Genomic DNA, 14,275 nt, shown 5'->3' with positions numbered 1-14,275 from the left:
GCAAAGGCCGCCGAGGCGGCAGAGAAGGCGAGGCGGGCGCGACGCATCACCGCGCCACGTGCTGGCCGTTGGCGGCGGTCCAGCTGCGTTCGAAGTGCTCCGCGTCCTCGTCGTTCTTCGCGCGCAGGCCCATCAGGATGCCGCCGTTGCGCACGCCTTCCTCGTATTGCTTGACGCGTTCCTCCGGCATGCTCCAGCCGATCAGCGCGCCGATCAGGCCGCCGCCCGCCGCGCCGGCGCCCGCGCCCGCGGCAGCCGCCGCGAGCGGACCCGCGATCACCAGGCCCAGGCCCGGCAGCACCAGGCTGGTCCCGACCGCGGCGACCGCGGCGGCGATCGCACCCACGGTGCCGCCGATGGCGCCGCCGATGCCCGCGCCTTCAGCGGCCTTGTTGCCGAGTTCGGTCTCCACGCTCTTGTCGCTGAAGTGGCGCTGGCGGGTGTCGTCGGACATGACCAGGTCGATGTCCTTCGGGTCGTAGCCGCGCTCGCTGACCGAGCCGTACGCGGACTCCGCGCTGGCGCGATCGGGGAAGAGGCCGGTGACCAGGCGGTCTTGGGAAGTGGTGCTGTTCATCGTGTTTCCTGAGGGTTGAGAGGACCGAATGTGGCCCGCATGCCCGGACATGGCATACCAGGCCCCCGCCCGTCCGCGCCGGCGTGCCCGGCCCGTTTGCCTATGAGCGCGGCCCATCCGGCGAGCGTCGACCCGGGAAGTTCTCTCTGCGGTTTCCTGGTATCGGTGCCGATTACCGATTGCGCGCGGACCTCGCGATCGGTCGCGATGTCGTTGCACAGGCAAGGGTTGACGACGCGAGGCATGACGCCAAGCGCATCGCGTCTTTACACGATGAACACGGGGAACGGCCTCGATCTTGCGTATGGGAGGGCACCGGACTCTCCGGACGCTCAGAGGCCTGCGCCTCATCGCCTTCCCCTCCCACCCACTCACGCCAGGCAAGCCCGACGGGCTTCCCAGCCAAGGAATTTCCATGCCCGCAAGCACCACCAAGACCGCCAGCAAGACTCCCGCAAAGACCGGCCCCGCCAAGTCCTCGGCGTCTTCCGCCAAGACATCGACCCAGGGGGCCGACAAGCCCAAGGCCGCGACCCGCGACGCCGACGGCGGGGTCGACGCGATCAAGCTGCTGACCGATGACCACAAGGAAGTGCAGGCGCTGTTCAAGGCCTACCAGAAGCTGGTCGACGACGATGGCGAGGACGATCTGCGCGAGCAGCTCGCCCAGGACATCTGCGCCAAGCTGACCATCCACGCGACCATCGAGGAAGAGATCTTCTATCCCGCCGCGCGCGACTCGCTCGAGGACGATGACGGCGACGACCTGCTGGACGAGGCCGAGGTCGAACACGCCAGCGCCAAGGAGCTGATCGCGCAGATCGCCGAAGGCTCCGCCGCCGACGAGCTCTACGACGCCAAGGTCAAGGTGCTCGGCGAGTACATCGCCCACCACGTCAAGGAAGAAGAGAAGGAGCTGTTCCCGAAGGTGCAGCAGTCCGACCTCGACCTCGACGCGCTCGGCGACGAGTTGAGCGCCCGCAAGGCGGAACTCCTCGTCGAGTTCGAGGAAGAAGCCGCCTCGTGAGGCTGTCGCCCACAGGCATGACACCGACCGGCGCTGCCGGTCTCGACGCGCTCGGCAGGAACGGTTTCTGCCGCATGCCGTCGAGCTTTCCGCAGAACCAAGAGGACGACCATGCCTAAATCACCCACTCCGCCCGCTGCTCCCTCCCGCAAGGGAGCGGCCAGCAACGCCCCAGGTAATGCCGGCCCGAAGGCCGCCGCCCGCAACACCGACAGCGGTCCGTCGACCGCGCCGTCCGATGACGGCGGCGATGTCGCGCTTCAGAAGGCCGTCGAGACCGGCCAGCTCGCCGCGGCCTTTCCGTTCAACGCCAACAAGGCCGGCGAGCACGGCTTCGACCAGGGCGTGCGCCCGCAGGCCGGCGCCACCGCCACGCCGCCGTCACGCGTGCCGCTGGGCAGCACGCTGTCCGAACGCCAGACCAACGACAAGGTCGGCACGCAGGCGCCCGAAGGCCGCAACGCCGCCATCGCGCCGCTCGACCGCGTGCGCGTCGATTCGTCCGGCCAGATGCTCACGACCAACCAGGGCGTGCGCATCGCCGACAACCAGAACTCGCTGAAGGCCGGCCCGCGTGGCCCGGCCCTGCTGGAGGACTTCATCCTCCGCGAGAAGATCACCCACTTCGACCATGAGCGCATCCCCGAGCGCATCGTGCATGCGCGCGGCTCCGCGGCCCACGGCTTCTTCGAGTGCTACGACGCGCTGACCGACCTCACCAAGGCCGCGCCGTTCAAGGAAGCCGGCAAGCAGACGCCGGTCTTCGTCCGCTTCTCGACGGTGCAGGGCGAACGCGGCAGCAAGGACACGGCACGCGACGTCCGTGGCTTCGCCGTCAAGTTCTATACCGACGAAGGCAACTGGGACCTGGTCGGCAACAACATCCCGGTGTTCTTCATCCAGGACGCGATGAAGTTCCCCGACCTGGTCCACGCGGTGAAGCCGGAGCCGCATCACCAGATGCCGCAGGCCGCCAGCGCGCATGACACCTTCTGGGACTTCGTGTCGCTGATGCCGGAGTCCACGCACATGCTGATGTGGGTGATGAGCGACCGCGGCATCCCGCGTTCCTACGCCACGATGCAGGGCTTCGGCGTGCACACCTTCCGCCTGGTCAACGAGGCCGGCGACAGCGTCTTCGTCAAGTTCCACTGGACGCCCAAGGCCGGCACGCACTCGCTGGTCTGGGACGAGGCGGTGAAGATCTCCGGTGCCGATCCGGACTTCCATCGCCGCGACCTGTGGGAACGCATCGAAGCGGGCGCCTTTCCCGAGTACGAGCTCGGCGTGCAGGTCTTCACCGAGGAACAGGCGGACCAGTTCAGCTTCGACATCCTCGACGCGACCAAGCTCATCCCCGAGGAGCTGGTGCCGGTGCGTCCGGTCGGTCGCATGGTGCTGAACCGCAACCCCGACAACTTCTTCGCCGAGACGGAGCAGGTCGCGTTCTGCACGGCCCACATCATTCCCGGCATCGACTTCAGCAACGACCCGCTGCTGGCGGGGCGCATCCACTCCTACGTGGACACGCAGATCACGCGGCTGGGCGGGCCCAACTTCCACGAGATCCCGATCAACGCGCCGGTCGCGCAGGTCCACAACAACCAGCGCGACGGTGCCCATCGGCAGGCGATCCCGCGCGGCCGCGTGTCCTATGAGCCCAACTCGCTCGCGGGCGGCTGTCCGTTCCAGGCGGGCGCGGCACAGGGCTTCACGTCCGTCGCCGCGCGCCAGCGCGGATCGGACGAGCAGGCCAAGGTGCGCGCCAAGCCGGAGCTCTTTGCCGAGCATTACAACCAGGCCAGGCTCTTCTTCGACAGCCAGTCCCCGGCGGAGCAGGCCCACATCGCGGCGGCCTTCCGCTTCGAGCTGAGCAAGGTCACGGTGCCCGCGATCCGCGAGCGCATGCTGGCCTCGCTGCGGAACGCGTCGGAAGAACTCGCGGCCAAGATCGCCGAGGGCCTGAACATGCCGCTGCCGCCGGCGATGCCGCTGGCCATCGAGCAGGCGCCCGAACCCGAAGTGCGCGTGTCGCCGGCGCTGTCGCTGATGGCGCGTCCGGGCGACGGCTCGATCGCGGGGCGCAAGGTGGTGATCCTCGTCGCGGACGGCGTCAACGGCCAGGGCGTCACCGACGTCCATGCCGCGCTGTTCGCGAAGGGGGCCGTGCCGCGCTTCGCGGCGCCGCGCATCGGGCCGGTGCAGACGGCCGACGGCGTTGCCGTGGAAGCGGACGTGTCGTTGGAGAACGAACCCGGCTTCCTGTTCGACGCGCTCGTCGTGCCGGACGGCGAGGAAGCGATCCGCGCCCTCGGCCGGGACGCCCACGTCTACGAGTTCATCCGCGACCAGTTCCGGCATTGCAAGCCGATCCTGGCGCTGGGCGCGGGTGTCTCGCTGCTGCGCGCGGCGGGTCTCGGACCGGCCCTGGAGCCGGACGTCATGACGCCGGGGCTCATCACCAGCGACTCCGCGGCTGCCGGCGCCAAGGCGCTCATCGAGGGCCTGGCGACGCACCGCCACTTCGAGCGCGAATCCGACCCGCCGAAGGTCTGATGCGTCCGTCTTGAGGCCCTGTGAGAAGGGCTTTCTGACTGCCTGCGCCGTTGGCCCTCACCCCCACCCTCTCCCGCAAGCGGGAGAGGGAGTGAGAACGCACTGAGATGACCGTGTCGCTCCCTCTCCCGCTTGCGGGAGAGGGCAGGGGTGAGGGCCAGCGGCCGTGGCAGTGCACCGGCCTTCTGGCTCCCTCTCCGCATCCCGTCACGAGGGCGGCGCCGCGACGGGATGCTCCGACACGTCGAAAGACGTCGGCTTCTCCAGCGGCATCCGCACGAGGAACTCGCTGCCCTGGCCGACGCCTTCGCTCTTCGCCTCCACGGTGCCGTGGTGCAGCGACACGATCTCCTTGACCAGCGCCAGTCCGATGCCCAGCCCGTCGCCGCGATGCGTCGTCGCGCCGTCGGCCTGCGTGAACATGTCGAAGATGCGCGGCTGCAGTTCCGGCCCGATCCCGTTCCCGGTGTCCTGCACCTTCAGCACGAGGTGCGACTGATCCACGTTCAGCAGCACCGACACCTGACCGTCTCGCGGCGTGAACTTGATGGCGTTGTTCAGCAGGTTCATCACGACCTGCTGGAAGCGGCCCGGATCCACTTCCACGACGACCGGCATCGGCGGCAGCACGCCGATCAGGGTGACGCCGCCCGTCTCGGCAATGTCCCGGCTGGCGTCGATCGTGTCCTGAAGCAGCCGCTGCAGGTCCACGCGTTCGTAGACGAGCGTCATCTTGCCCTGGCCGGCGCGCGTCATGTCGATCAGGTCCTCGACCAGCCGGTCCATGAGCGCGAGCTGTCGCGTCAGGATCTTCACGGCCTGATCCTGCCGCACCGGTTCCGTGGGCGGCGACAGCAGCCGCGTGGCCAGCCGCATCGGATGCAGCGGGTTGCGCAGTTCATGCGCGATGGTGGCGAGGAAGACGTCATGCTCCTGCCGCTCGCCCGTGAGGCGCTGCGCCTCGTTCTCCAGCCGCAAGGTCCGCAGCTGCAGGTGGGTGGCATCGCGGAACAGCTTCGCGAAGCCGTGGAAGCGTTCGCCGTCGTGCATCGGCAGCGTGAGCCCGCTGGCCCAGAAGCGCGAGCCGTCCTTGCGCATGTGCCAGCGCTCGTCCTCGGCGGCGCCGAGGGTCCGCGCCGCATTCAGCTCGTGGAGATCCTGACCGTGCGCGACGTCCTCGGGGACGAACAGGATGGCGAACGCCTGTCCGATGACCTCGTCCGCCGTGAAGCCGGTGACCGCGTGCGCGCCCTCGGTCCAGCCGGTGATCGTGCCCGCCGGATCCAGGAAGGCGATCCCGTACTGGCATTCGTGCACCGTGAGCAGTGCCAGCACCAGGTCGACGTCGGTGGGCGACCAGGCGCCGTGTTCGGTGCGATGCAGCGTCATGGCTCTGCTCCCGGGAACTTCTCGAGGATGAACGACCCGATCGCCAGCGCATCGATCGGCGTGCTGAAGAAGGCTTCGATGGCGGCCTTCGGCGTGCCGACGATGGGCTCGCCGCGCACGTTGAAGGAGGTGTTGACCAGCACCGGCACGCCGGTCGCGGCACCGACCGCCGTCAGCAGGCGGTGGAACAGCGGATTCGTGTCCGCATGCACCGTCTGCACGCGGGCCGTGCGGTCGGTGTGCAGCGCGGACGGGATGCGCGCGGCCTGTCCCGGCCGCACGCCGTAGACGAAGAGCATGAACGGCGAGGCGCCGCCGTTGGCGTCCGGCGGCTCGAACCAGTCCGCAAGGTCCTCGTGGTTCACCGACGGCGCGACCGGACGGAAGTCTTCGCGGTCCTTCAGGTCGTTGAGCCGGGCCTGCATCGCCGGATCCACCGGCGAGGCCAGCAGCGAGCGCGCGCCGAGCGCCCGCGGGCCGAATTCCATCCGGCCCTGGAACCACGCGACGATCTTGTTCTGCGCCAGCAACGCCGCGGTCTCCGTCGCCACATCGTCGACGCGCCGGTAGCGCAGCCGCGCCCACTGGAGCAGGCCCTCGATGTGCTCGTCGTCGAAGGCCGGACCGAGGTAGGCATGGTCCATCTGCCAGCGGCGCGGACCGAGCGCGAAGATGCCGCTGTCGCTGCTGTCGCTGCTGTCGCTGCTGGTGCCGACGTCCGCATCGAGCCCGCGCCGCGCCCGCGCATCCACCCACAGCGCGGCGCCCAGCGCGGTACCCGCATCGCCTGCCGCGGGCTGCACCCACACGCGCCGGAAGATGCCGGCGTCGCGCAGCTTCGCGTTCATCACGCAGTTGAGCGCGACGCCGCCGGCCATCGCCAGCTGGTCCTCGCCGGTGCGCTCGCGCAGCCAGGTGGCCAGGCGCAGCACGGTCTCCTCCAGCACCAGTTGCACGGAGGCGGCCAGGTCCAGGTAGCGCTGGTCCATCGTCGAGCCCGGCACGCGCGCCGGACCGAACCGCGCCACCAGGTCCAGCGGCAGGTGGCGGTACTGGCCGTCGGCATCGACGACCAGGTGCTGGCGCAGCACGTCGATGTGGCGCGGCTGGCCCATCGCCGCCATCGCCATCACCTTGTACTCGTCGCTCGAATGCAGGAAGCCGAGGTAGGTCGTCACCCGCTCATACATCAGGCCGAGCGAATGCGGCACCTGCACCTCGCCCAGCGATTCGTAGCGGCCGTCGCGATAGCGGCCGTAGGCGGTGGTGGCCCGCTCGCCCCGGCCGTCCAGCGTCATGACGGCGCAGCGCGAGAACGGCGCGGCGAGGAAGGCGCTCGCCTGATGGCACAGGTGATGCGGCACGAAATGCCAGCGGTACGGCGCGTCGGCGTGACGGACGCCGGCGAAGCGCCGCCGCAGGTGATGCGGCACGCCGTCCGTCAGCAGCCGCGGCGCGCTCAGCACGTAGGCCGCGAACAGCGGGTCCCAGGGGTTCTCCCAGGCGTGGCCTGATGCGTGCTTCGACGCGTTCCCGGCCGCGGCGTCCGACGGTCGCAGCGGCAGCGTGAACCTGCCCTCCGGCGCCCGGTCGCCGATGAAGCGCTGCGGATCGAAGCTGTAGGCCACGTCCGTCACCTCGGCCAGCGTCGCGCCGGCCTGCTTCAGGCAGTCGTCGATCGCATGCCAGGGCAGCTCCCAGGCGGTGAAGGGCAGGGGACGCTTGCCGTGCTTGATCCGGGTGAAGCGTTCTTCCTCGACGGCGGCGATGACCTCGCCGTCCCGCATCAGCGCGGCGGCGGAGTCGTGGAAGCTGGCGTTGATGCCCAGGGTCAGGACGCGCGGGGTCGAGGCGGCGGGGACGGCCGGCGGCGGGTGGGGTTTCATGAGTTCCTCGCAGTGTTCGTCAACTGGGCACGAGCGCCATGTCGTGCAGCGCGCGGATCAACTCCTGCGGCATGACCGGCTTGGCCATGTGGCGCTGGAAGCCGGCCACCAGCGCGCGCAGGCGGTCCTCGGGCTGCGCCATGCCGGTCAGCGCGATGGCCGGCAGGCGCCGCCCGAGCGGCACCTCCCGACGGGCCTCCAGCACCCGGATGCCGCGCACGACGGCATGGCCGTCCTCGTGCCCGAGGGCGATGTCGCACACCAGCGCCTGCGGCCAGGCGCTGGGGTCGCGTTCGTTGAGCCGGCGCAGGGCCTCGTGCCCGCTGTTGATGCGCTCCGTGCGCGCGCCTTCGAGTTCGAGCAGCAGGCCCAGCGATTCCAGCGCGTCCTCGTCGTCGTCCACGCACATCACCTGCAGCCCGGCCAGCGGATGCGGCGACAGCCCGAAACCGGTCTCGATCGCCGTCGTCTCGGCTGCCAGCGCGGCCTCCACCACGGCTTCGGGAGAGGCGCGCAGCGCCTCGCGCGACAGCGGCGCGTCGGCCAGCGCGGGCAGGGGCAGCTCGAGTTCGTACCGCTGCTCCCCACCGGCCGCATCGCGCTCGATGGCGAGGTGGCCGCCGGCCTCGTTGATCAGCGTGCGCAGCTCCAGCGTGTCCGGCGGCGTGGTGCCGGCATCGAGCCGGCCCTGGACGCCGACGGTCAGCCGGCTCGCGCGTTCCTCGCGTGCCAGCCGGCCTTCCATGCGGCCGCGGCTGGCGCCGTGCAGCGCGAGCAGGCACATCAGCTGCACGATGCGCGCCAGGCGGCTCGCGTCGCCATGGACGCTGGCGACGTCCAGGTCGATGTCGGTGTAGAGATCGATGTCGGCCTCGGCCAGCGTCTCGCGCAGCGCGTCCAGGCTCAGCACCAGCAGGCCCGCCAGGTTGACGGGGTGGTGGGCGATGCGGCGCTCCAGCGTCTGCGCCTGCTGCTGCTGGCGCTGCAGCTCCCACAGCTGCGCGTAGAGCCCGCGATGGGCCAGCAGCTCCTCGTGACGTCCGCGCTCGGCGATCTCGCCGCGGTCCATCACGATGATCTGGTCGGCGTCGACGACGGTGGACAGCCGGTGCGCAATGATCAGCGAGGTCCGGTCCCGGGCCACGCGCGCCAGCGCGCCCTGGATGGCGCGTTCGGCCTTGGAGTCCAGCGCCGAGGTCGCCTCGTCCAGCACCACGATGGGCGGATTCTTCAGGAAGGCCCGCGCGATCGCGATGCGCTGCTTCTCGCCGCCGGACAGCCGCGCGCCGCGCTCGCCGACGCGGGTGGCGTAGCCGTCGGGCAGCAGGGCGATGAATTCGTCGGCCTGCGCGGCCTGCGCGGCGGCGACGATCTCGTCCTCGCGAGCGTCCGGACGGCCATAGCCGATGTTGTAGGCGATGGTGTCGTTGAACAGCACGGGATCCTGCGGGACGACGCCGATGGCCTCGCGCAGGCTGCGCTGCGTCAGGCCCTTGAGCGGCTGGCCGCCGATGCTGACCTCGCCGCCGTCCGGGTCGTACAGGCGCATCAGCAGCCGCGCCAGCGTCGACTTGCCGGAGCCGCTGCTGCCCACGACGGCATAGGTGTGCCCATGGGGAATCTCCAGCGTCAGGCCGTGCAGGATGCGCCGCTGGCGGTCGTAGCCGAAGTCGATGCCGTCGAAGCGCACCGTCGTGTCCGCGCCCGCCAGCGGCCGGGCATCGGGTGCGTCGCGGATGTCGGGCTCGCGGTCGAGCAGCGCGAACAGCGTCTCCGTGTTGAGCAGCGCGTCGCGCGTCTCGCGGAACACGAATCCCAGCGTGTTCAGCGGCAGGAAGACCTGGATCAGATAGGCGTTGACCATGACCAGGTCGCCGATGCTCATGCGGCCAGCGACCGTGTCGCGCCCGGCCATCAGCATCACCGCGCCCACGCCGACGGCGATGATCGCGGCCTGGCCCAGGTGCAGCAGCGACAGCGTCCTCTGGCTGCGCACGCTGCCGTCGATCCAGCGCGAGAGCACGCCGGCGTAGCGGTCGCGCTCGCTGGCCTCGCGGCCATGCGTCTTCACCGCCTCGTAGTTCAGCAGGGTGTCGACGAGCAGCCCGTGCGCCTGGGAGTCATGCGCGTTCATCACGCGTTGCCGGGCCACGCGCGTGCGGGTCATGGTGGTGGTCCATGCACCGTACGCGAGCATGCTCGCGCCGATGACGAGCACGTACGGCACGCCGAAGCTGGCCAGGATGATCAGCAGCACCGCGGCGAATTCCACCGCCGTCGGCACGACCGTGAACACACCGGCACCGAGCAGATAGCCCAAGCCATCGGTGCCGCGCTCGACCTCGCGGATCAGCGCGCCGGTGTTGCGTTCGGCATGGAAACGCGGGCTCATCGCCAGCAGGTGCGCGAAGGCGCGTTCGGAGAAGCTGCCGACGACCTGCTTGCCGACGCGCGCGAACGCGAGGTCGCGCAATTCGGTGAACAGGGTGCTCGCGTAGCGCAGCAGCGCGTAGCCGATCAGCAGGGCCACCGGGACGGAGAGGCCGATGACCAGGCCCTGCGCGGCGGTGCCGGGCGACGACATGGACGACGCCATGGACGACGACATGGACGACGTCGGCTGCATCGCCTGCAACGGCGTCAGGTGATCGACGATCGCCTTGAGCATCGCCGGCACGCCCACCGCCGCCAGCTTGGACAGCACCAGCAGCAGCACGGCCAGCAGCGTGCGCGCACGCCACCGCCACAAGGCCCGCCCCAGGCCGAGCAGGGCGCGGCGGCTGGGCGAACCGGAGGAGCTGGGGGAAGCGGACGAACTGGCAACGGGGGTGTCCATCGTCCTGGTCCTTCGCAAGACGGATGCCCGGGGAAGTCGGTTCAGATGACCGAGAACCCCGATGGAATCGGTAATTCGAGCCGATCGACGATTTCCGGATGGGCATGTCGACGGCCGATCCGACGCGCATCGCGGCGCGTCGGCGCGGCATGCCGGCACGGGAGGCGAGCAGGTCGCCGACGCATCGAACGGGTCAGCGCTTCTCTGAGAACCGGTACTCGCCGCAGGTCATCGAGCCGACGGCATCGCGAGGCATGACCGGGCATGGGCCCCGCTCTTGCCAAACCGTTGTTCACAAGCCCTCCGTGGCGTCCCCCCACATCCAGACGGGGCCGCCGGACAACGAGGAGGGACCTTGCCCCCGTGGTCGGTGCCCCGGCCCGCCACGTCCTTCACCCAGGCGCAGCGCCAAGCGCGCCAACGGGAATTCCAATGTCACCCTTGATCGTGTTCTCGCACCTGCGATGGAACTTCGTGTTCCAGCGTCCGCAGCATCTGATGTCCCGCCTGACGGCCGACCGTCGCGTGATCTTCATCGAGGAGCCCATCCTCGATGCGACCGCGCCCCCGCGCATCGCGTCGAGGTGGGAAGGCGTGCGAGGCGCGGAGGTGGAGGTGCTGGTGCCCTTCACGCCGGTCGCCGCGCCCGGCTTCGACGATGCCCAGCTGCCCGCGCTGCTGCCGCTGCTGGAGCGCGAGCTCGCCCGGCGCGACGTCGTCGATCCGCTGGTGTGGCTGTACACGCCGATGGCCTTGCCGCTGATCGCCAGCCTGGGCCCGAGGGCGCTGATCTACGACTGCATGGACGAGCTGTCCGCCTTCCGCTATGCCCCCGCGCAACTGCGCCAGCGCGAACGCGCGCTGATGGCGTCGGCCGACCTGGTGCTGTGCGGCGGTCCGTCGCTGTACGAGGCACGCGAGGGATTGCATCCGAACCTGCACTGCCTGCCCAGCGCGGTCGATCCGGCCCACTTCGCGCCGACGACGCCAGCAATGGGCGGAGGCGAGGATGAAGGCGAGACCGAGACCGAGACCGAGGCCGATATCCTGGCCGCGCGGGCGAACGAGCTGCAAGGCGACCTGGCGCACCCGCGGCTCGGCTACTTCGGCGTCATCGACGAACGGATGGACCTCGAGCTGGTGGCGGCCCTCGCGGACGCGCGTCCCGACTGGCAGATCGTCATGGTCGGCCCGGTCGTCAAGATCGACGAGGCCTCGCTGCCGCGCCGTCCCAACCTGCGCTGGCTGGGCATGCAGAGCTACGCGCAGCTGCCGCACCTGCTGGCCGGCTGGGACCTGTGCCTGATGCCGTTCGCGCTCAACGAGTCGACGCGTTTCATCAGTCCGACGAAGACGCTGGAATACCTGGCCGGGGGCAAGCCCGTCGTCAGCACCGCGATCCGCGACGTGATCAGCCTGTACGGCGGCGCGGTCCGCATCGGGCGCGACGCGGCGGGCTTCATCGCCGCCTGCGATGCGGTGCTGTACGAATCGCCCCAGATGCGTGCGAGCTGGCGGAAGGCCGCGGCCGCCGTCGTGGCGGCGGGCACCTGGGACGTGGCCGCCGATCGCGTGCGGGGCTGGCTGGCCGAGCTCCCCGCCGCCGCCCGGCCGAGTGCGCCCGCGGCGACCGCGCCGGTCCCGACCGTGCCTGCAGCGGCGCCCGCAACCGCAACCGCAACCGCGCTGCGGGCCGCCTGATCATGATCATCGACGCCCATCTCCATTGCACCGGCCGCGAGACGGCGGACGACGTGCTGCGTACGCTGGACGAGGCGGGTATCGACGTCGGCGTACTGCTGGCGCCGTTCCTCGGCGATGGGTATTCGCTCGACGATGCCGCCTCGCTGCGACGCGGCAATGCCCACCTGTCCCGCCTGGTCAGCGATCACCCGGACCGGCTGATCGGCCTGGCCGTGGTCGATCCGCGCGATCCGGACGCGCCGGCGGACCTGCGGCATGCGATCGAGGACCTCGGCCTGCGCGGCGCGAAGATGGTGCCGACCGGCTGGTATCCGCATGAGGAGCGCGTGCAGCCGGTCTTCGCCGTCGCCGACGAGCTCGCGCTGCCGCTGCTGTTCCACAGCGGCATCTTCATCGACGGGCGGTCTGGCCGCTTCTGCCGGCCGACCTACTTCGAGGCGCTGCGCGACCATCCCCGCACGCGGGTCGCGCTGGCCCACATGGGCTGGCCGTGGACCGACGAGGCCCTGGCCGTCGCGCTGATCGACCGCATCCACGGCGTGCCGCATGCGCAGGCGCAGTTCCGGCTGGACATCTCTTTCGGCCCGCCGCCGCCGTACCGGCTCGAGGTGCTGTCGCGGATGCTGGCGGTGCTCGGCGCGGGCTCGCTGCAGTTCGGCAGCGACTGCTTCCTGCCCTGTTCCGGCGCCGAGCTGCGCGAGCGCAGGCAGTGGGTCGCGGACCTCATGGACCAGCTGGCGCTGGGCGAGGGCGATCGCCAGCAGATCTGGCGCGGCACCGCGGCCGCGTGGCTGGGACTCGACCAGTCTGAACGTCCCGCGGATCCCCTCCCCAGTGCTCACAGCGTCGATCCCGCCCAGTCGTCCGCATCCGTCGACCCTGTCCCGACTGGCGCATCCATCGACGCCGTCGCCTCTGCCGTGCCGCGCGCGTCCTTCGCTTCCCTCGTGTCCCGCGCGTCGGAGGGCCTCGAACGCCTCGACGCCGGCGCCCGGCGCTGGCGGCCCGTGTGCTGCTGACCGTCAAGGCCCGATCCCCCGTCACCCACCAAGACCCATCATGGACATCGCTTCCCCCCACGCCGTCGCCGCCTTGATCGAGGACGGCCACGCCTCGCTGCACCCGGTGCCGAGCACGCAGGCGCCGCTGCATGTGCTGGAGGTCGTCGGCAACGACATCGTCGGCGGCATGGAGCGTTGCGTGGAGCGCCTGGTCGCCCACCTGGGCCGCGAGGGCGGTTTCCGCTTCACCGCGCTGTGCCCGTCGGAGGGCGCCTTCGCGGAGCGGCTGCGCCAGGCCGGCGCGACCGTCGTCATCGTCGCGATGCCCGACGATCCGCCGTGGTCCGCCATCCAGATGGTGGCCAGCCTGATCGCCGCGGAGCGCGTCGATCTGCTGCATGCCCACCTGCCCAACGCGCATGTGCTGGCGGGACTCGCGGGTCGGCTCGGCGGCGTGCCGGTGATGGCGACCATCCACGCGCGACAGGCGGGACTGTCCGACCTCGAAGTGCATCGCGCGACCGACAGCTTCCTCAGCGTGGTCTGCCGCCAGAGCTACTACCACGCGCTCGGTCTCGGCGTGGAGCGCGGCCGCCTGAGCCTGGAACCCAACGGCGTCGACGTCGACGCCTTCCGGCCCGGCGCGCGACCGGCCCAGGGCTTGCGCGCCTCGCTCGGGCTGGAGGGGCAGGTGATGCTCGCCGGGCTCGTCGGCCGCCTGTCGCCCGAGAAGGCGCCGGACGTCTTCGTGCGCGCGGCGGCGATCCTGCGGCAGACGCTGCCCGACGCGCACTTCGCCCTCGTCGGCGAGGGGCCGATGAAGTCCGGGCTGCGCGAGGCCGTCGAGCGGCAGGGCCTGGCCTCGCATGTGCACATCGTCGGCGGCGTCGACGATGTGCGGCCCATCTATCACGACCTCGACCTGCTGGTGTCCAGCTCCCATTCCGAGGCGATGCCGCTGGCGCTGATGGAGGGCATGGCCAGCGGGCTGCCGGTCGTGGCGACCCGCGTCGGCGGCGTGCCCGAGATCGTCGAGCACGGCGGCACCGGTTGGCTGGTCGCGCCGCGCGACGCCGAGGACCTGGCCGGTCGCATCCACCAGATGCTGACGCAGCCCGAGTTGCGCCAGCGCATGGGCGAACAGGCGCGGGCCCGCATGGTCCGCCATCACCGGCTCGACCGGCACCTCGACGCGCTCGGCGATCGCATGCGGCACATCACGCGACCGGGCAGCGCGCTGGAAGTCGCCCGCGCCACGCGCGTCACGGCACCGGCGCGCAAGCGCTGAACCTTCTTCGA

Annotated in this window: 9 protein-coding genes; 5 read left to right on the top strand and 4 right to left on the bottom strand. The window is 70.6% G+C overall.

Annotation, left to right across the window (positions count from 1 at the left end):
• Nucleotides 1–46 precede the first annotated feature (46 nt).
• Nucleotides 47–577 carry a hypothetical protein gene (locus AC1VNM_RS10190; RefSeq protein ID WP_377154280.1) on the bottom strand — a complete coding sequence of 177 codons (531 nt, stop codon included), beginning with the start codon at nt 575–577 and terminating at the stop codon, nt 47–49.
• A 415-nt stretch (nt 578–992) separates the two neighbouring features.
• Here AC1VNM_RS10190 and AC1VNM_RS10185 point away from each other — a divergent pair, with 415 nt between their 5' ends.
• Nucleotides 993–1,604, top strand: coding sequence for a hemerythrin domain-containing protein (locus AC1VNM_RS10185; protein WP_483106848.1), 612 nt, complete (start codon nt 993–995; stop codon nt 1,602–1,604).
• Nucleotides 1,605–1,715: 111 nt separating this feature from the next.
• On the top strand, nt 1,716–4,160 hold the full coding sequence (locus AC1VNM_RS10180) for a catalase (protein ID WP_483106847.1): 2,445 nt from the start codon (nt 1,716–1,718) through the stop codon (nt 4,158–4,160).
• A gap of 207 nt (nt 4,161–4,367) precedes the next feature.
• On the opposite strand, the gene AC1VNM_RS10175 is transcribed toward AC1VNM_RS10180, so the two are convergent.
• Genes AC1VNM_RS10175 through AC1VNM_RS10165 form a run of 3 tightly spaced genes read right to left on the bottom strand, consistent with a single transcriptional unit; the run spans nt 4,368 to nt 10,271 of the window.
• Complete coding sequence (locus AC1VNM_RS10175; protein ID WP_483106846.1) at nt 4,368–5,549, bottom strand: PAS domain-containing sensor histidine kinase; 1,182 nt, start codon at nt 5,547–5,549, stop codon at nt 4,368–4,370.
• Nucleotides 5,546–7,435 (bottom strand): carbamoyltransferase family protein, encoded by a 1,890-nt coding sequence (locus tag AC1VNM_RS10170; protein WP_483106845.1) that lies wholly within the window; start codon nt 7,433–7,435, stop codon nt 5,546–5,548. Before AC1VNM_RS10170 ends, AC1VNM_RS10175 begins: the two co-directional genes overlap by 4 nt.
• 19 nt (nt 7,436–7,454) lie before the next feature.
• Nucleotides 7,455–10,271, bottom strand: coding sequence for an ATP-binding cassette domain-containing protein (locus AC1VNM_RS10165; RefSeq protein ID WP_483106844.1), 2,817 nt, complete (start codon nt 10,269–10,271; stop codon nt 7,455–7,457).
• A 432-nt stretch (nt 10,272–10,703) separates the two neighbouring features.
• Between AC1VNM_RS10165 and AC1VNM_RS10160 the strand changes: the two genes are divergently transcribed.
• From AC1VNM_RS10160 to AC1VNM_RS10150, 3 genes are read left to right on the top strand one after another with little or no spacing between them, the layout of a single operon-like run.
• Nucleotides 10,704–11,972, top strand: coding sequence for a glycosyltransferase (locus AC1VNM_RS10160; RefSeq protein WP_483106843.1), 1,269 nt, complete (start codon nt 10,704–10,706; stop codon nt 11,970–11,972).
• 2 nt (nt 11,973–11,974) lie between these two features.
• On the top strand, nt 11,975–12,994 hold the full coding sequence (locus tag AC1VNM_RS10155) for an amidohydrolase family protein (RefSeq protein ID WP_483106842.1): 1,020 nt from the start codon (nt 11,975–11,977) through the stop codon (nt 12,992–12,994).
• 40 nt (nt 12,995–13,034) lie between these two features.
• The gene (locus AC1VNM_RS10150; RefSeq protein ID WP_483106841.1) at nt 13,035–14,264 is read left to right on the top strand and encodes a glycosyltransferase; all 1,230 of its coding nucleotides are present in this window, start codon (nt 13,035–13,037) and stop codon (nt 14,262–14,264) included.
• The last annotated feature ends 11 nt before the right edge of the window (nt 14,265–14,275 follow it).

It is taken from the genome of Mitsuaria sp. MSU3D (assembly GCF_056867975.1).
Note: the sequence above shows the minus strand (reverse complement) of the source record. Positions and strands in the feature narration are given on the sequence as shown.